The organism is Paracoccus aerodenitrificans (genome assembly GCF_027913215.1).
GTDB lineage: Bacteria > Pseudomonadota > Alphaproteobacteria > Rhodobacterales > Rhodobacteraceae > Paracoccus > Paracoccus aerodenitrificans.
Genome location: NZ_CP115780.1, coordinates 46,572 through 64,982, shown reverse-complemented (window position 1 = coordinate 64,982; position 18,411 = coordinate 46,572). Strand labels below are relative to the sequence as shown.

Annotated in this window: 15 protein-coding genes and 2 pseudogenes; 4 read left to right on the top strand and 13 right to left on the bottom strand. The window is 62.4% G+C overall.

The window, feature by feature from the left end; translation table 11 throughout:
• Positions 1-290: 290 nt before the first annotated feature.
• Entirely contained in the window at positions 291-2,093 is a 1,803-nt protein-coding gene (locus PAE61_RS00305) for an AAA family ATPase (protein WP_350135618.1), read from the top strand.
• Positions 2,093-3,172 (top strand): 5-methylcytosine-specific restriction endonuclease system specificity protein McrC, encoded by a 1,080-nt coding sequence (gene mcrC / locus PAE61_RS00300; RefSeq protein WP_271109847.1) that lies wholly within the window; start codon positions 2,093-2,095, stop codon positions 3,170-3,172. Before PAE61_RS00305 ends, mcrC begins: the two co-directional genes overlap by 1 nt.
• Before the next feature lie 189 nt (positions 3,173-3,361).
• Here mcrC and PAE61_RS00295 read toward each other — a convergent pair whose 3' ends face one another.
• The 4 genes and pseudogenes from PAE61_RS00295 to PAE61_RS00280 all read right to left on the bottom strand — a co-directional run bounded on the left by PAE61_RS00295 (position 3,362) and on the right by PAE61_RS00280 (position 6,476).
• Entirely contained in the window at positions 3,362-3,829 is a 468-nt protein-coding gene (locus tag PAE61_RS00295) for a DUF411 domain-containing protein (RefSeq protein WP_121634690.1), read from the bottom strand.
• A gap of 11 nt (positions 3,830-3,840) precedes the next feature.
• Positions 3,841-4,857, bottom strand: a pseudogene (locus tag PAE61_RS00290) (HAD-IC family P-type ATPase); the annotation flags it as partial.
• Positions 4,858-5,124: 267 nt separating this feature from the next.
• On the bottom strand, positions 5,125-5,625 hold the full coding sequence (gene lspA, locus PAE61_RS00285; RefSeq protein ID WP_100161074.1) for a signal peptidase II: 501 nt from the start codon (positions 5,623-5,625) through the stop codon (positions 5,125-5,127).
• Positions 5,622-6,476 carry a cation efflux transmembrane domain-containing protein gene (locus PAE61_RS00280; RefSeq protein WP_036708216.1) on the bottom strand — a complete coding sequence of 285 codons (855 nt, stop codon included), beginning with the start codon at positions 6,474-6,476 and terminating at the stop codon, positions 5,622-5,624. The genes lspA and PAE61_RS00280 overlap by 4 nt, the downstream gene beginning before the upstream one ends.
• Positions 6,477-6,532: 56 nt before the next feature.
• Between PAE61_RS00280 and PAE61_RS00275 the strand changes: the two genes are divergently transcribed.
• Entirely contained in the window at positions 6,533-6,877 is a 345-nt protein-coding gene (locus PAE61_RS00275) for an ArsR/SmtB family transcription factor (protein WP_054522777.1), read from the top strand.
• Positions 6,874-7,062 carry a multicopper oxidase domain-containing protein gene (locus PAE61_RS00270; RefSeq protein WP_035746442.1) on the top strand — a complete coding sequence of 63 codons (189 nt, stop codon included), beginning with the start codon at positions 6,874-6,876 and terminating at the stop codon, positions 7,060-7,062. Before PAE61_RS00275 ends, PAE61_RS00270 begins: the two co-directional genes overlap by 4 nt.
• A 380-nt stretch (positions 7,063-7,442) precedes the next feature.
• On the opposite strand, the gene PAE61_RS00265 is transcribed toward PAE61_RS00270, so the two are convergent.
• The 9 genes and pseudogenes from PAE61_RS00265 to PAE61_RS00230 form a co-directional block, all read right to left on the bottom strand.
• On the bottom strand, positions 7,443-8,069 hold the full coding sequence (locus tag PAE61_RS00265; protein WP_271109846.1) for a TetR/AcrR family transcriptional regulator: 627 nt from the start codon (positions 8,067-8,069) through the stop codon (positions 7,443-7,445).
• A gap of 37 nt (positions 8,070-8,106) precedes the next feature.
• Entirely contained in the window at positions 8,107-10,089 is a 1,983-nt protein-coding gene (locus PAE61_RS00260; RefSeq protein ID WP_271112114.1) for an oleate hydratase, read from the bottom strand.
• Positions 10,090-10,448: 359 nt separating this feature from the next.
• On the bottom strand, positions 10,449-10,907 hold the full coding sequence (locus tag PAE61_RS00255) for an ATP-dependent metallopeptidase FtsH/Yme1/Tma family protein (RefSeq protein ID WP_215507918.1): 459 nt from the start codon (positions 10,905-10,907) through the stop codon (positions 10,449-10,451).
• Between the two features lie 168 nt (positions 10,908-11,075).
• Complete coding sequence (locus PAE61_RS00250; RefSeq protein WP_271109853.1) at positions 11,076-13,076, bottom strand: type IV secretory system conjugative DNA transfer family protein; 2,001 nt, start codon at positions 13,074-13,076, stop codon at positions 11,076-11,078.
• A gap of 8 nt (positions 13,077-13,084) precedes the next feature.
• Positions 13,085-15,418 (bottom strand): relaxase/mobilization nuclease domain-containing protein, encoded by a 2,334-nt coding sequence (locus PAE61_RS00245; protein ID WP_271109844.1) that lies wholly within the window; start codon positions 15,416-15,418, stop codon positions 13,085-13,087.
• Positions 15,405-15,998: a helix-turn-helix domain-containing protein gene (locus PAE61_RS00240; protein ID WP_271109843.1), complete on the bottom strand. Its 594-nt coding sequence runs from the start codon at positions 15,996-15,998 to the stop codon at positions 15,405-15,407. Before PAE61_RS00240 ends, PAE61_RS00245 begins: the two co-directional genes overlap by 14 nt.
• Before the next feature lie 518 nt (positions 15,999-16,516).
• A complete protein-coding gene (locus PAE61_RS00235; RefSeq protein ID WP_007120662.1) occupies positions 16,517-16,723 on the bottom strand; it encodes a hypothetical protein in 207 nt (68 codons plus the stop codon).
• A gap of 538 nt (positions 16,724-17,261) precedes the next feature.
• A pseudogene (locus tag PAE61_RS17615) lies at positions 17,262-17,357 on the bottom strand (DUF2493 domain-containing protein); the annotation flags it as partial.
• A gap of 7 nt (positions 17,358-17,364) precedes the next feature.
• On the bottom strand, positions 17,365-18,381 hold the full coding sequence (locus PAE61_RS00230) for a nucleotidyltransferase family protein (protein ID WP_271109842.1): 1,017 nt from the start codon (positions 18,379-18,381) through the stop codon (positions 17,365-17,367).
• Between the last annotated feature and the right edge of the window lie 30 nt (positions 18,382-18,411).

Genomic DNA, 18,411 nt, shown 5'->3' with positions numbered 1-18,411 from the left:
GCAGAATCAACGGCGTCGCGAGATCACGCGGCGACTGATACAAGTCGAGCGTCGCCTTGAATATCTTCAACATTCAGCGGTGTAAGTCCGGCCCACAGCCGACATTCGCCAGGACGGTCATCGCTGCAACGCAGTTCCCCGAACCGGCCTTTCGTGACATCGCGCAGAAAAATTGGATACGCGAAGGTCAGCAGTAGGTAATCGAGGAAACCCGAAGTCCCGACCCAATTGCAAAGATCTCAGCCATCGGGTGTACTGGTCGGAATTTCCTGAAAAACCCGGGGACAGGTGTGAAACTTTTCGAGCAGAAAATTGAAGGCGTTCCGCAGTTCGTCAGCTACTTCGCGCCGGTCCTTGAGGTCTTGCGCGATCTTGGGGGGCGGGCGCGCCCGAAACAGGTCTTCCAAGAAATCGCGCAGCGACATGAAGTACCGGACGACTTCCTGAACCAGACCAACAAAAACGGGCAGCCGAAGTTCAACAATCGGGTTGCCTGGGCACGGTTCTACCTTGTTAAGGCCGGCTACCTCTATTCCCCGAAGCGCGGCATTTGGGCCCTGACCGATGCGGGTGGTTCCATCGAAATGACGGATGACCTCGCCGTCGAGATCTTCAGACAAGAGCATGCAGCACTCAAGGCTGATGAAGACGAAGACCAGGCACCGGAAGGCGATATCGTCCCGGAAGGCATCAACTACTGGTTCGTCGGTGCAGCATGGGACGAAGGCGACCAGACCCCACGCTTCCTTGGTGAAGGCATCTGGCAGAATGGCTATGACGACAAGTTCTCACATCTCGTGAAACAGATGAAGCAGGGCGACCGGATCGCGATCAAGGCGACTTACACGCGCAAGAACGATGTGCCGTTCGAGAACCGAGGGCGACCGGTCAGCGCCATGCGCATCAAGGCGATTGGCACGATTACTGGCAATCCGGGGGACGGGAAGACTGTCGATGTCGCCTGGGAAGAAGTCGACCCGCCACGCGAGTGGTTCTTTTATACCTACCGCACGACTGTCGCCAGGGCGCGCTTTGAGGACGACGACATGGCGAGGCAACTGGTGGCATTCGCCTTCGACGGAGAAAACCAGGACCTGGCACGGTTCCTGGCGCATCCCTACTGGGCCGAAAAGTACGCCGAGGACCTCGAACCCCTCACCCTGATCGAGGAGGAGGAGCAGGCGGACGGCGAGACAGATGCGCCTCCGATCGAGCCCTATGGCATCGACGACATCATTGCCGAGGGCGGGTTCTTGTCGCGTGGCGCGCTCGCGAAACTGATTGCACGCTTGGAGGATAAGAAGAACCTGATCCTTCAGGGTGCGCCAGGCACCGGCAAAACTTGGCTCGCGAAGCGCCTGGCAAAGGCGCTGATCGGGCGACGCACGCCGAAGCCCGAGCAACTGCGCTCGGTCCAGTTCCATCCGTCGCTCTCTTACGAGGATTTCGTGCGAGGCTATCGGCCCAGCTCAGCGGGTCTTGTGATCACCGACGGTGTGTTCCTGCAGGTGGTGGAGGCCGCCCGCGCCCAGCCCGACATCGCGCATTTACTCATCATCGAGGAGATCAATCGCGGCAACCCGGCTCAGGTCTTCGGCGAGATGCTGACACTACTCGAGAACACCAAGCGCAGCCGCGCTGACGCGATCGAGCTCGCCTACCGAAAACAGCCAGGCGAGCGCGTGCATGTCCCGGACAATCTCTACATCATCGGTACGATGAACGTGGCCGACCGCTCGCTGGCACTCGTAGATCTGGCGCTTCGGCGGCGCTTCGCCTTCATCTCGCTCGAGCCCATGCTGAACGATTCCTGGGCCGCATGGTGCGCGGATCGCGGGCTCGACAGCGACATGGTGGATCTGATCCGGGCGCGCATGACGGCGCTGAACGACGAGATATCCGGCGACAGGACTCTAGGTCAGCAGTTCCGCGTCGGCCACTCCTACATCACGCCAACCGAGCCGCTGGCCGATCCGAAGGGCTGGTTCAACGACGTGATAGAAACGGAGATCGGACCGCTGCTCGACGAATACTGGTTTGATGCGCCCGAGAGGGCTGCCGAAGCAAAGGCGCGGCTGCGCGACGGGCTCTGATGGCCTCCGAGATTCCGCTTCGCAACATCTGGATCTTGTTTCTCTATGCCGCGGATCTCGTTCAACTCCAGGGTCGATTCGAGCGCGATGTCGAGCAGGCCCAGGACTTGCCGGATCTCATCGGCCGCCTGATGGCCCACGTGGTCGAAGATCGACTTCACCGCAACCTGAGCCGTGGCTACCAGGCGCGGACAGCAGTTCTGCCGCGTGTACGCGGTCGCATCGACATGCTGGCGACAGAGGCGGGCCAGCTCATGGAGCGCGGTCAGATCGCCTGCCGGTTCGAAGAGCATGTCATGGACACGCCTCGAAACAGGCTGGTTCGCGCTGCGCTTGAACGTCTCTCTGCCCGAGTCTCCGCCCGGGAGACCGGACATCGTTGTCGCAGCCTCGCGGCGGATTTCGCGCGCGCGGGCGTCTCGGCGCGCAGGCCCTCTCGCGCCGAACTGGCGACCGACCAGATAGGCAGGAACGAGAATGCGGACAGAATGATGGTGGCACTTGCCCGGATGGTCTTCGATGGGACGATACCGACCGAAACCAAAGGGGCCTCGCTACAGCCCGGTGATGAGACGACCGAGCACCTGATCCGCCGTCTCTTCGAACGCGCCATCGGCAATGCGCTCCGTATAGCCCTGAAGCCAGAGGGGTGGTCCATTGCCCAGGGGCGACGCCTCGCTTGGCCTGTGTCCGGCACAACCCCAGGCCTGTCCGCGATCCTTCCTGGCATGCAGACCGACATCGAACTGACCCATCCCGAAACCGAACGTCACGTGGTCATCGACACCAAGTTCACCCGAATTCTGACCAGATCGAACCACAGGGACGAAATCTTGCGAAGCGGGTATCTATACCAGATGTATGCATATTTGCGTACACAGGAACACATGGAGCAGCCTCCCAGTCTGACCTCGGAAGGAATTCTGCTCCATCCGCAAGTTGGCGGCAGCGTTGACGAAACCCTGGTTATTCAAGGACACCCTATTTCGTTTAGAACGATAGACCTGACCGCGCCCACAACAGAGTTTGCTTCGCAACTGCACAAGACTGCTACTGCGCAAGCGCGGATCGGAATTTGACGGCCCTGAGCAGCCGTTCGCCAGCGTGGACATCGCCGCAGTGCGGCTTCCCCATACCTGACCTTCGTGGCACCTGCAGCATCGTTCAGGGCTTCAAGGTCAGCAGTGCGGGACTTTCCTGACTTTCGCTGCGACTGCGCGGTGTGAGGTTTGTGCAGTGGCCCCACAGCGATCCTGAGATCGGCGCCGTCAGGCAGCCTCGTAGCTGGAGAAGATTTCCGTCCTGCCATCTCCGAGGATCAGGAACACGTCGTAGGCTTCCCGCTCATCCTCTGGCCCCATGCCCGGTGATCCGTAAGGCATCCCAGGCACGGCGAGACCGACGGCATCGGGGCGCTCGGATAGCAGCCGTCGAATGTCGGCCGTCGGCACGTGTCCTTCGATCATGTAGCCCTCGATTTCGCCGGTGTGGCAGGAGGTCATGTTCTGGGGGATGCCGTTCTCGAGCTTGTGCCGGATCAGGAGGGTGCCGAAGCTGCGCTCGGTGGTGACCTTAAATCCGTTCTCTTTGAGGATCTCGATCCAAGCTGTGCAGCAGCCACAGTTCGGGTCTTTCAGAACGTGGATCGCGGGAGAGCTTTGAGACAGTCCGGCGGTCGGTGCCGTCGCGGCGAAGCAAGCGGCGGAGGCCATCACGGCGCGGCGGGTGAGGGTCATCAGGGTTCCTTTCAGGTCTTTGCGGCGGCGCGATCGGGGCGTGTCTCAGCGGTCAGATCGACGTGACCCGCAGGTTCAGGCGTGCCGGTAGGACGGAAGAACAGCAGCCGCAGGGCGTTCATCGTCACCAGCAAGGTGGCACCGGTATCCGCGAGGATTGCGATCCAAAGGCCGGTGATCCCGAGCACGGTAGTCACGAGGAATATCGCCTTGAGGCCGAGCGCAATCGCGATGTTCTGGCGGATGTTCGAAATGGTCGCACGGGAGAGGCGGATCTTGCCCGGCACATCGGTCACACGGTTGCGCAGGATCGCCGCGTCGGCCGTCTCGAGCGCCACGTCGGTGCCCGAGCCCATGGCAACGCCAACATGCGCGGCGGCGAGCGCCGGCGCATCGTTGATCCCGTCGCCGATCATCATCACGCGGGCCTCCGCCCTCAGGTCGCGGATCGCTGTCACCTTGTCCTCCGGCATCAGGTCCGAACGATGTTCGATCCCGAGCCCTTCAGCGATGGCTTGGGCCGTGCGCGGGTTGTCCCCCGTCAGCATGACCGAAGATATGCCGAGCCCGCGCAGTTGCGCGATAGCGTTCGCCGCATCGGCGCGCGGCTCGTCCCTGAGCGCGATGAGGCCCTGAGGCACGTCTTCGCGCAACACGATGACCACCGTCTTGCCCTCGGCTTCCAGCGCCGCCACGCGGGTCCGCAGGTCGTCCGTGAGTGCGCCGCGCTCGTTCGCCAGCCGCGGGGAGCCCACGATGACGGTCACGCCGTCGATGGAGGCTTCCGCCCCCTTGCCGGGAAGCGCGCGGCCGCCGGTGGCCGTCGCCGCGCCCACGCCTCGCCGCTCGGCTTCGGCGCAGATCGCCTGTCCGAGCGGGTGGCTCGCGCCGCTCTCGACCCCGGCGGCAAGCGCCATGAGGTCGTCGCCGCTTCCACTCAACACAGAGACATCTGTCACGCGGGGCCTGCCATGTGTGAGCGTCCCGGTCTTGTCGAAGGCGACATGGGTCGTGCGGGCCGCCGCCTCGCCATCGAGCCCCTGGATGCCCTTTTCGCCGAGCAGGGTTCTCTGGATACGCTTCGGCATCGAGCCTGCGCGCACGAGCCCATCCTCGGAATAGAAGACCTCCGCAGCTGCGGCACCAGTCATGCAGATCGTCTTTTGAAAGAGGATGCGGGTCTCGAACAGGTCGCCCTCAAGATCGCGGCATGTGTCCGGAATGAACTCATATGGGTTGCGCAGCAGGGCAAGCGTGCTGTCGATGCCCTTTGCGGATGGAATGCTGGACATCGATTATTTCCCCGTAACGTTTTCTTCTCGGTGGTTACGTTCGGGCTTGTTCTGCGCCGAGCGGAAGCTGTCCCAGAACAGCAGGGCCGCACCGCAGAAAATCGCCACATCCGCAAGATTGAAGGACGGCCAGTGGTATGTTCGGTAATGGAAATCCAGAAAATCCGGGACGGCCTGATAACGCAGCCGGTCGAGGACATTGCCGAGCGCGCCGCCGATGATCAGACCGAGAGCGGCAGCCGTCAGCCTGTCCGGCGCGCGCCACAACCAGATCAGCAGCCATGCCACGATCACGCCAGCAAGCGCGATGAGACCCCACCAAGGCACGATCCCGCCCAGCATACCGAAGCTGACTCCATCGTTCAGAACCCGCACGAGATTGAGAAAGGGTAGAACCTCGACGCCGCGCTCAAGCGCCGGTGTGTTCAGCGCAAGCGCCTTGGTACCCTGATCGAGGCCGAACGCCGCGATCGCGCAGAGCCCGCCCAGAACGCGGCTGTTCATGCCGCTGCCTTCAGATCGGCCCGCGCATCGCGGATGATTGCCCAAGACGAGTGCAGGAACAGTCCGGCGATGCCGAAGGCGACGATGAGGTCCGGCCAGGCGCTGCCCAGCCACGCCACGAGACCGGCGGCAACGACAACCGCCGCATTGCCGATGGCGTCGTTGCGCGAGAATAGCCAGACGGCCCGCATGTTCGCGTCGCCCTTGCGGAACCGCAGCAGCGGCAGAACGGAGATGACGTTGACGACAAGGGCGATCATGCCAAGCAGGCCCATTAGACCTGCATCCGGCGTCGTCCGTTCGAAGACTCGCACGATGGTCGTGCCGAGGACGCCAAGGCCGAGCAGGCCGAGGAAGATGCCTTGGATCAAGGCCGACCGTGCCCGCCAGGCGAGGCTCCAGCCGATGGCCAGCAGGCCAAGGAAGGTGATCGCGCCGTCGCCGATGAAATCGAGCGCATCGGCCTTCACGGCCTGCGATCCGGAAATGAAACCGCCGATCATTTCGAGGACCCCGTATCCCACGTTCAGGATCACGACGATCCAGAGGGCACGGCGGTAGGCCGGGTCCTGATGGGCGGGATTCGGCGGAATGTCTTCATCGCCCTCGATCCGGTCGAAGCCATAGCCTGTCACCGCGACTGCCTTTTCGATGTCCGGCAGGCGCACTTCGGGTGCAGTCAGTGTCATGATGTGCGTCGCGGCCGACACTTTCACATCGCCGGGCGCGACCCCGGCTGCCTGTGCCGCCCGCTCGATCTGCGCGGCATCCTTGGCGCAATCCATACCGGAAACCCGGTAACGGACGGGCGGGACATCTGCCGTCGATCCGGCATTTTCGGTGTTGGCCATGGTCGCGCTATTCCTGCTAGGATGAATCGAAGAACAACATATCAGCGAGGAGTGATATGGCGCAATTGGTCGATGACCGCAAGAGCGCAACCATCGAGCGACGGGCGAAGCTGTTCCGCGGCTTCGCGGACCCGAGCCGCCTGGCCATCCTCGGTGCACTTTGCAACGAGCCATTGGCCGTTCACGAGCTCGTCGAGCGGACCGAACTATCGCAACCCAACGTCTCCAACCATCTGAGGTGCCTGCTGGACTGCGGGCTTGTCGCCAGCGACCGCGAAGGGCGCTTCATCCGTTACCGTATCAGCAACCCGCGCATCACGGTCCTTCTGAACGATGTGGACGCACTTCTCGACGTGGTCGCAAAGGGTGTTGAGGCGTGTGACAATTATCGTGAGGCGTGAGTCAGAACGGACGGCCGGTCGACTCGGCGCAGATCGGTTGGAAAGATGTTGTCCGTGTGCAGGGTCCGACCGGAATCCTGCTGAGGTTCGACAAGCTGGCTTCGGAAGAGACACCATTCATGTATCACTGCCACATCCTCGAACACGAGGATGCGGGCATGATGGGGCAGTTTACGGTCACATAACAGGACCCCACCCGCTCGACACCGGGCGTCGTCAAGAGCTTACGTCTTCTTGCGGCGTTCTATCAGGTGCCGGTGTCGCCTTGTTGAAACGCATTACGGAGTATGTCTAGACCCGAACGGAGAACACCTCGCTAAGCTGCGGGTCCGCCGAAGCGGCCGTCCAGTCGCTCGGCAGCATTCGTCAAAAAGGGCTCGAGGCGGTCATGCGGCGGCGCGGCGTGCTGGACGCCCAGGCGAGTGGGTCCGCCCGGCAGAGACGGCCCGGAGCCGACCTTCAGTCTCGGCTCAGGATGCTGCAGCGCTGCCCGTCGAAGCCGCCATTCGCTGCGCTTGCGAACCCCGGCGGAGGCGGAAGGCTAGCTCTCGGCACCAATACTGTCTCAACCCTTCAAAGATTTGGGTGAGGCCACCAATCCTCTGAAATGGGTCAGAAGTAAGTCGGCGCGAGATATGGTCTCACCCCCGGCCCGAGACAGCACGAGTCCGGACCACAGGGCGTAAAGGCTGATCGCAAGCTGGCGTGTTGGAAGCTGATAGCTCAGCTCGAAGCGCGTTTTCAGCGTTTCCAGAACCGAGGCTAGGGCGTCATAGCTAGCGTTGCGCGCGTGAGCGCACTGAGCGGCGAAATCGGCGTCACGCTGCGCCTGCAATTGCAGTTCGATCGCCAACAGGGACCATTGTGTTTGCTCCGCGATGGCCGTGAGGTGCTCTGAAAACCCTTCCAGAGCGTGATCAAGCGTATCGCTTGACACCGATTTCACCAGAGACTGCAGCAGGGCCGCTTCGCGTTCGATATGACGTTCGAGAACCGAAAGCAAAAGGTCCTGTTTGCTCGCGAAGTTGGAATAGAAAGCCCCCTGGGAGAACCCGGCCCGCTCGCATACGTTTCGAAGCGAGGACGCATTGACCCCGCCTTCGGCGAACAGCATTTCAGCCGCATCCAGAAGGCACTCGCGTGTGCGCTGTTGCTGTTCCTGTCGCGACAGTCGACGGGGGGCATCTGTCATGGCGAGAGTCTTCTGGCTGTGGCTCTGGGATCAGCGGTCATTCGCTCGAGAAGCCTTTGCGGACGTTGCTGATCCAGCTCCCCAGGGCCTTCAGCGCGGCACCGCCTTTGGCGGCCAGAGTATCGACTTCGGCCTCGAAGGCTTCATCACGCTGGGTCTCGGGTTCAGGCAAGGGAGGCAGGATATGCGCATAATACGTCCGATCCAGCAACCGGTGCAGCAACCTCTCGCCCAGGAACGGCTTGCCGCTATTCAGGGCGCGCGCGCCCCTGAGTAGATTGCGGATGTCATACTGGGTTGGGCTGATGTCGGGCGCCTGCTTGGGAATGTTCAGCAATTTGTAGACGCCGATCCGGGCGGTGCGGATAGAGGCCTCCATTGTGAATATTATGTCGTTGCGGGTTTCGACGAATTGCCCGATCAGGCCCAGATTCGTGCATCCTTCCGGCACGACCCGGGGCCGGTCGCCGGCGGCGCGTTTCATGAATTGCGCCGTGATATAGGGCATCAGCGCGGTACGCACCTTGGTGTTGGCGACCACATCATCGATCTGGTCTTCAATCCCCAGATGATAGCAGAGTTCGCTGAGAATCTCGCGTCCTGTGCACTCCGGCAAGGCCTTGCCGACATGATTGCCCGGCTGGTCCATCAAGAGGCCATAGACCCACAAGACAAGCGTGTCTTCAGGTTGATCGGGAAAATGGGGCTGACGGTTGCACGTCACGTTCAGCAGCCAGTTTGAGTCCGTGAAGGTAATGATACCGCCTGTCACTGTGCGTCCCGAATACGGGTCATTGACCGAAAGCGTCTTGAGCTTGTCGACAAGCGGCGAGGGTTTGCAGGTCAGGGTGGCGGACTCCCAGATCGACTGGTCGGTGTCGCCATAGAATTTTTCGGGATGGCCGAACACATCAGATTTTTCCGCCAGGTTCCGCCAGAGCGTCCAGCCGCTGTCCTGGCCGGGCTCGTGGCGTCCGACCGTCAGTTGGGGCACAGTATCCAGATCGCCATAGGCCGTGTTCTCCGTCATCGAGCCTGTCAGCGCAAAGACAAGATCGGGTTCCCCAACCTCCAGTCGTTGCGGCTGACCTGCGACAGTGCAGACAATGCCTGTCACGGTCTTTTGGGCGCCGGTCTCGCTCAGCTCCAGATCCTGCACGCGCGTGCCGAACTGAAAGCGCACGCCTTTTTCGCGCAGCATGCCCGCCAGCGGTTTGATGAAGGTATCATATTGATTGTACTTGGGAAAAACGAGGGCTGACAAATCCCCGAAACCGTCAACGGAATCTAGGAAGCGGTGCATGTACAGCTTGGTTTCCAGAAGGCTGTGACAGTTCTTGAACGCGAACATGGAGCGGAACAGCGCCCAGAAATTGCTGCTCAGAAAACCTTCGGAGAAGTATTCCTCAATGGTTATATCATCGAGGTCTTCTTTTCTCTTAAGCATCAGACGGATCATTTCCCATTGCTGGGAGTGGGTCAGCCCCATATCAGTGAAATCAACGATTTCACCCTGATTGCGCATCAGACGCGCCTTGGAATAATTGGGGTCGTTGTCATTCAGCAGGCGGTATTCATCCAATACCGAATAGCCTTCAGGGAGCTCTACGGCTGGGACATCCTGGAACATGTCCCACAGCGTGTCATAGTTCCAGTTCATCTCCCTGCCGCCCCGGATAAGGTAGCCGTCTTCGGGGTTGCCGGCGCCGTCCATTGAGCCGCCTTCGATATCCATCTCTTCAAGAACGGTGATCTGGGCGGGCGGCATATGGCCGTCCCGGATTAGGTAAAATGCTGCGGCGAGCCCGCCAATTCCGCCACCGATTATCCAGGCTCTCCGGTCTTCCACGCCCGGCGTGGGGAGCGGGCGGTGCCGGGCATAGGGGCCAATGAAGTCGGGGGGCGGCAAGGTGTTTTTGGCCCGATGGCTCCAGTAGCCGGCTGTAGCGTCAGGTTCGTGCTCGAAACCATCCGGAGCGGTGGAAGGGCCGTAAAGGCCGGAGTGTGCGCCATGGGTCATGTGAGGCTCCGCTATCTGTATCTGGCCGTGTCAAACGTGACGACCTTGAAGACAATAGATAGTGTTCGATATTCAAATATCAAGTGATACGTGAAATGGTCGGATTTGGGTGACGGGCCAATCAGATGCGCTTGAGGTTGGCGACGAGATGGTGCGGGCGCTTGAGCTCCTCGTCCAAGCGGCCCGGGCTGCCGTCGGCGGCGATGCTGATGCTCATGGGACAAACCTCTCTTAAGCGGTGATGGCTGGCTGTGATCTCGGGGTTGGAGACTGATGCGACGCTGGCGGCAGCCGCCAAGACGCGCAGCGGGAGCCTGACCGTTCCGGACGTCGCGAATGCCGGACGATGCTTGCGGCCATTATCGCGATGGCTGCGGGTTGCACGGTATCCCGCCCTTCCCTCCATTGAAGATCTCGGCGATGTCGCCCGCGTCGAGCGTGCCTGCCGTCTCGAGAGCGTCTGCAAGCTTCAGAAGTCGGTTACGAGGAGCCTCAACGAAGCATTGCGCCATCTGCGTGGCCGCCTGGAGCCGCGCATCGACAAGGTCGAGGAGATCGCCGTCCCGCAGCGGCGGATGCCCCGCGAGATCGATGTTGCGGTGGACCAGCGGATGGTCGGCACCGAGGCCGAGATTGGTTTCCATGGAAAGCGCGATGCGGGTGGCTTGGGCGAGGTCCCTGCAGGCCGGCTCGCCGCTTGCCGCGATGATGGGATCGAAGACCGCCGCCTCCGCCGCATGGCCGCGGGGGCAGACTGCGATACGCTTCATTAGCCACGCCTCGGTCTGCACCTCAAGCGGCTCCTCGGTCAGGGGCATTCTCACCCGCAGCGAACAGTTGGCTCCCGGCCTTAGTATCAATCAACCCAGACCCGGCGGAGCAAGTCAGGCTGAATGTCCGCTCAGATCGTGAAAACGCGCGGTGCTCGCACCCGCGGCGAAGGTCGGCTCCCCGCCCTCCCCGACAAACAGGCGATGTCCGCCACCCTATCGCGCAACCAGCCTTTCACCATCCTCCTCTCGCAGCATCGCTTCCATTTCGTCCAAGCCATCGACTGCAGAGCGCATCTGCGCCTCATCAGCTACGCTCGCAGCTTCAGAATCCACGACGCCGCTGCCAAAATCCATCTCCATCTGGCGCTGTTCCTCGGCGATGACGGCTTGAACGACAGGCGCGGTCTTCTTTGGAGCGGCGTCGGCTTGACCTGACGGTTGACCATCGCCAGCCTGGCTCGCCCTCTCCACATCGGCTTCTGTTCCCCCTGGCCCATCCGACGGCGGCGTCATCGGCATGGCGCGCACACTCAGCGGCAGCGTGCCTTGCGATCCCCCTCCCCCCGGCTCTGGAAACGGCAATTCACCCGTCTGCGCCGCGTGGATCGCCTTGAACAGCCGGTCGTCAAAATACTGAATCCGCTTTGCACGGACCGGCATCTGCGCATCGATCACCATGACGATCTCATCGAGCGGCAGGCGGCGCGCCTCGTCTTCAGGGAGCAAGGAGCTTTCTTCGGTCCGGGTCGACTGGCTGCGCCCTTCAAAGGGGTTCTTGCCGATAGACTGGGAGCGCGTGATGACGGTCTTCGTGGTCTTGCCGACCGCCTTGCTCAGCTCCTCGACGGTTTTTTCATCGGAGGGCGTCAGGTAGAGCTTCACGCCCGCATTCCCCTGCAAGGCGCGGCGGGTGTTTTCGCCGTAGATTTCATCGAGGGCGGGGATGGTTTGGGTGACAACGGCGAGGTGACCACGATAGGTGCGCAGCGTCTCGATGCTTTCGACCACGATGGGCATTTTGCCGAGACGATTGAACTCGTCGAGCATGATCATCACCGGCCAGGGCTCATCCGGCCCGGGGTCCTTTTCCTGCATGGCCGAGAGAAGGTCAGAGAAGAAGAGCCTGATCAGCGGCGCGAGCGGCTTCACCATCAGCGGCTGGACGACGAGGTAGACGGAGAAGGGCTTCTTGCGGATCGTGCGGAAATCAAAGTCCGACACCGCCGTCGCCTCATCGATGGCCGGATTCTGCCATTGATCGAGCCCCGAGGTCATCAGAAGCGAGACGTAGGAGGTCAGCGTATCGTTGTTGGTCGAAGCGAGCCGCGTGAAGATCAATTTGGCGGCCCTGTTGTCGACCTCGTGACCCCGCGCGAAGTATTCCTTCTGCTTGTTCCCGCCCGAGGCGGCGATGCGGTAGATTTCGCCTAGGGTCGGGCGCTTACGCTGGAAGGCCAAAAGCCCTGCGGCGACGAAGAGATCGATCCCGCCCTTCAGGAGACCCTGAACCCGGTCATTGTCGCTTTGCAGGAAGAGCGTCGCCAGGAGCTGCAATTCCATCTGCTGGCGCGCGGGATCCTTCAATTGATAGATGCGCAGGAGCGGATTGTAGCGATGCGTGCGCTTGCCCTCCCAATCGGTGGGGGCAAAGCGATAGACCTTGTCGCCTTGGGCCGCACGGTGGCGGGCCGTGGCCTCGAAACACTCCCCCTTCACATCGAGCGTCACGGCGGAGCCTTGCCAGGTCAGCAGGTTCGGAATGACGAACCCGGAGGTCTTGCCCCGGCCCGTCGGCGCCACGATCAGCGCATGCGGGAAGACCTTGGAGCAGATGTACTTGGCGCGGGACTTCGGGGAACCGAGCTTGCCGAGGATGAAGCCGGTGCCGGGCGCGCCGAAAAACCCGTTGGCCTTCATCTCGCGCGCACTCTGCCAATGGGTCTGGCCAAAGCGTGTCAGGGCGGACCCCGAGAGGGCGAGGCTCAGCATGAGGCCGGCGGCAGCGAAGCTGCCGATGATCAGGTGAATAAGTTGCGCGTCCTCCGGGCGGCGATCGAGGATCGCAAGATAGTTCTGCGCGATATAGGCAAAGTCGATCTCGGCGCCGAAGCCGAGATCCTGGTAAGTCAGCACCGCCGAGGCGATGGTATAGCCCATGGCCCCGGTCACCAGCGTCACAAGCAGGACGCCCGTGGCGATCCGCGCTTTTCCCATGGCGGCGCTCAATGGACCTGACCCCGCTCGGTCTCGCCATCCACGTCTGTCGCGCGGTGTTTTTCGTATTCGGTGTCGGCAAGATCATCGACCACCTGGCGCAAGGCCTCCGTGTTGGCCGTTGCTGCATCCGATTGCAGGTAGACCTTGGCGACATAAAGCCGGTCGAGGCGGTCCTCGAGAACCTTGTCCAGCGCATCGGCATCGCCGGATGTGAGCCGCTCAAGTTGGCGGTCATCCAGCACCCGCGCGATCTCCTCGCGGAAGGCGTCCCGCTCCGCCTCGGTCTCGAAGGGTGCGGACAGCTCCCCGGCCCGCTCATGGTCCAAAACACGCGCAATCTCGCTTGAGAGGCGGTCGGCACGGTCAGACTGCGGCGCAGTTTCTTCGGGGGTTGCGAGGACGTCGTCGCGCGTTCCAAACCCGAGTTCGTCGCGCATATCGGTTTCGCGGCGGACCTGATTGATGGCCTCTGTGTCGCGTATCTCGACGACGGCGGCATAGGTCGCGCCAAGCCCGCGGGCGAGGTGGGACGGCATGTCCGGATAGCGCGCGCGCAAGTCATCCGTGACAGCATCTGCAACGGGCACGCGGAGGTCGCGCCCCTCCATGATCCGGTCGACATCGCGGGCGATTTCGCCGGCGCGGGCCGCATCGGTGATGGTCTCCCTGTAGGGCTCAGACCGGTCGATCACATCGCCGGGACGTGCGAGCAAGTCCGGGTGTGCCTCGAGATATGCGCGCTGCTCGGTCTCGATCCGGCGCTCCGCCCTTGAGACAACCTCCCAGTCCCGGTCCTCGATCTGCTGCGCTGTCAGGCCCTCTGCGCGCATCTCCTGACGGATTGTCCCTTCCATCGCCCGGACCGCGCCCTCATGATAATGGAACCGCTCGCTGACCGATTCCGCTTCCATGACGCCATCCCGGCGCAGCACGTTCTCGCGCTCCAGAAGCGTGCCGAGCGCGACATGCACATCGTTGAGACTGTCGCGCGCCTGTTCCAGATCGGCGCGGCGCTCAAGGTTGAGATCGCGCGCCTCGGCCACCTTGGAAAGATCATCTGCGATCCATTGATGCTCGAGCGCTGCATTTGAGGCGCCCGTCTCGATCCGGGCCACCACTTCCGATGTGCTGATCCCGGTGCCGTGTAGTGCCGCGTCAATCCGCGATCTCAAGTCGGGCGTAGCCAGACGCGCGAGCTGGCTGGCGTCAATATTGGCCTCGGAATAGATCCCGCCCTCCGAGGGGGTCTCTGACAGCGTGGATGATCGCAAACCGAGAGGCTGCATGTGCTGGACCTGCGTCTGGATCTCGATGAGACGTTTTTCCAGCACGGGACGTTCCGCGTCAGACTTCTCGGCGATCATGCCCTGCACCCGCGCCAGCTTCTCCGCATAGAGGCTTCTCAGATCCTCGAAACTTTGATCCTCGGCCATATACACATCTCCTGTTCGGTCCACCTGCCCGCCATGCGCCAGCACCTCGCCTGCGCGGAAGAGGGCCGCGGCAATATCCTCGCGGGCCTCGCGGGAGGCTTCCGCGGCAAGCGAATGGTAGACAGTTCTGGTGTTGGCGATCTGGGCCAGCGTTCGCGTCAAGTCGGCCCCTACACGTTCCCGCTCGCGGGGCGCGCGACCCTCTTCTTTCGCCGCATAAACCTCGCGGGTAGGGGCCGGGTAATGCACAACCCCGCGCTCCACCCGCCGTGTGGCCTCTAGGCGCACACCATACTTCTCCGCCTCTTCGACCATGGCGAGGCGGAAGTCGTCATAGTTGAAGCGATGGTTGCGCCCCAGAAAGAAGAACTCGCCTTCCTGCGAGCGGCGGTTCAGCACCAGATGCGCATGCGGGTGATCGCGATCCTCATGCACCGCGATGATGTAATCGAAATGACCTTCGTCGGTTTGGAAGACCCGCTCGGCCACATCCGTCGCGATGTCACGCACATCCTCGCCGCGCGTGCCGATAGGGAAGGACATGAGCATATGGGTGGTCTGGCCCAGCTTGGGTTTGAAGCCCGCATCCCACCGCTTGGCGAAGCGCTCAGTCAGATCCTTGATGTCACCCGCCTCGAGCTTCGCCTTGCCATCCAGGAACCCGCTACTGTCCACGATATGCGTGGACTTGGTGGTGAGGTAATCGAGCTGGTTCATCAGCTGCGATTTGGTATGCGTGCCGCCGCCCCGGATCGCCTTGAAGACGGCTGGCCGATGCCCTGCCGCCGCGCGCACAAGCTGGCTCTGCTTGGCGACATGCAGCCCCTGCATCGAGCCCCGGATCCGGCTCCAGCCATCCCGGAAGACCTCGCCCGTGACGGCATGGACGGCATCATTCAGCCGCATGGGCAAACTCCCTCAGCACGGCCGTGGCCTCGAGCTGCATCGCGTCTCGACGGCGGCGCAGAAGCAGATCGATCTCGTCCGCGGAATCGAGAATGAACCGCGCCAGCCCGCGCATCTGCGCAAGGCGCAATTCGGTGAACTCGGCACTCGTGCCCCCCACGGCCCCCTGCCCCATCCGGTTGGCCCGCGTCATCTGCTTGGCGATCTGCCCGACCCCATTGCCGACCTCGTGTAGAGAGGCGCGGTAGCGCGCCATCTCTGCTGCCATCTGCGCGTCTGGAACGAACACCCCGCCCGCCGCCTGAATGAGCCGCCTGAGCCCCTCGGCACGGCTCTCGATCCCCGCCTTCGCCAACACCTCGTCGAGCGCCGCCAGCTCCGCGGCCGTCACTTTCACACTGACCGCTGAGACCGGAATTGCGGCATCCGTCTGGCGCTCGGCATCGGCTTTGAGCGTGTACTGGATCGCCCGCACCGAAACGCCAAACCGTTCCGCCAGCACTGAAGTGGAAACGCCTTCCGCAGCTTCGCGAACGATCTCCATGCGGTCCGCATCTGTGAGACGTTTTGAGCGCGACATGCGAAGAAAGACCCCCTATTTCCTGCCACCTTCCACCAAGGCTGCCCCTACCTTACGATATTATACCAAGCTGTCAATTATATACTTACGTCGCATCCAGGCTCAGGCAGCCTTGGTGTCCGCTTCACGCCGCGGCCCGCAGGGACGCGGCTCTGCCGCCCTCACCACCGGGCGACCCACCTGTCCTAGGGGTCCCGTCCGCCAGCCCCGCCCGAGGCTCTGGCCGAACACGCATGTGTTCGGACGGAAGCGCGGGCGGGCGCAAACCTCACCGACAGGGCGGACAGGCAGGGTCAAGGAGGGCCAGATTTGGCTTGCCAAATCTCTGCCGCAAAAACCGGGAGGCCCTGGCCGATAGGTTTTTGTGGATGGCCCCCTTGAGGCTGACTGGCCGGTCTGTCGCGGCCTGATCATTCCGGGCGGAGTGCGTCCGTTGAACGCGTAGGGACCGGCATCCCTGGAACAGGGATCGGGCCGCCCCAAGATCGTCCTGGGGCGGCCCATCCTCGTCAGAGGATTCAGTCCTGGGGATCCTTCGCGCTCGGCGGGAACATCACCAGCTCCGAGACCGCGACCGGGAAGTCGAGCTTGAGGCTGAAGAACTCCGATCCATCCCCGTTGCGGGTGTTGCGGAACATCGCACCCACGCGCTGAAAACGGGTGCGCTCCTGGCCATCGGTGTCGGTGAACTTGACTGGGACGGTGGCGACGTAGTGGTTGGTCATTTGGGTTACTCCTTGTTGCGATGGGGATCACCCGGCACGGGGGCAAGAGGCCCGGTCGCAAGCGCAAATGCGGAGGGTCCGCGGCCAGCCGTGGAAGCCGTATTTGTGCTTGCCGAAGCGTATGCTGAGGGCACGATTGGGCCGACCCCGTGCGATCCACATCTATAAGCAAAAAGGAGAGACCCGGTTGACCCTTGCCATCACGCAGCCGCCACCATCCGCGTCCGCGTCCCGCCGATCCTGGCCGGGGTGCTGACGGAGCCCGCCCGCGTGGATGCGATGTTCCGAAACACCACCCGAGGGACGCGCAAGTCTTTAGCCTCAAGTGCGACGTTTCGAGCCTTCGTGTCTTGCGATGCTGACGATGTGCGTGAGGTGCGCACCATCCCGAGCCCATACCGATGCGGATGGGCCGCACTCTGACGGACTTGGTAGAGGGATAACGGTGCTGGCTGCCGCAGACTGCCGATCACGCGTGACCGATCGCACGCGCCATGAGACATGACGAAAGGGCCGCGCCAAGCGCGACCCCCTCTCTTCAATCCTGCGCAGTCTTCTTCGCCGGGTCCGCAACCCGCATGACCGTCAGGCCTTTCGCTTCCGCCTTCTGCCCGAGGTTCAGCGCGACCCCGTTGCGGTAATCACACTCCCAACCCGTCGAGGATTAGTTTCGTCTCAGGCATCCGCTTCAGCGAGTTGCCGATGTGCTCGCGCCAGCGTGGGCCAACCTCCAGCGCAGTGGCATAGGCGCGGGCCAGATCATCGGGCCGGTCCTCGACCATCGCCGCGATCAGGAAAGCCGCCTGCTCGCGGTCCTTGGCAGACTTGAGGCTCCCCGCCCCGTCCCGCCGCCGATCCGCGATGATCAGTTTATGGATCGCGTATCTCTCCGGGCGCGGCACTTGCACCAGAACGCCGGAACGATAGATCGCCGCCGCGTGGATCGGTTCGGCAATCAGGAAGTTGAGATAGTTCAATCCTTGGGCATTCACGCCCAATGCTGGCAGATCACGAATGGTCTCATCCCCGAACGCCGGTGTGAGGAACTCGACCAACTGGCCACTGCCACCCTGGGCCCATCGCCAGGTCCGGCCTTGGTCAAGGGCCGGTAGGGGATCAAATTTGAGCGCCGAGAAGGTCTCCGCCAGACCCGGGTCAACCTGATCTTGCAGCGCCACGCTCAGCTTTTCGAACTGGGCGATGTCGATGTCGCCGGTGTTGGCCATACCGCCAATGGGCAGACGGATACCAAGCTCGCCTTCATAGAGGCGAAACGCATTGGTTCCAACGATGGTGCCACCCAAACGGAAAGTCCCGGCTGCCGCCATCGCCGACAGGATGGACCCGGTTGCCCGGTCGGTGGGGGTCATGCCTTCGGCGCGCAAGAGGCGGACAAGCCGAGACCGTTCCGCCTGCCGATCCTTGGCGGTCGAGCGCAGCTCCTCAATCCGGTTGATACGTGCACGCGTCTCGTCACTGTCCTCGCCGATATAGATGAACCGCATCTCGGTTCCGACGCGCCGCGCGGCATACCAATAGGCCTTGTCGCCGCGCTCTTTGAGCGTCGGCTTGCCTTCAACACCGGACAAGGCGTCGTCCTTCAAAAGACGTACCAGATCGGTGTAGGCGCTCATCGCGATGCTGCTGAGTGGGGTCATGCCAATCATTTCCAAGTTTTGCTTGGCACG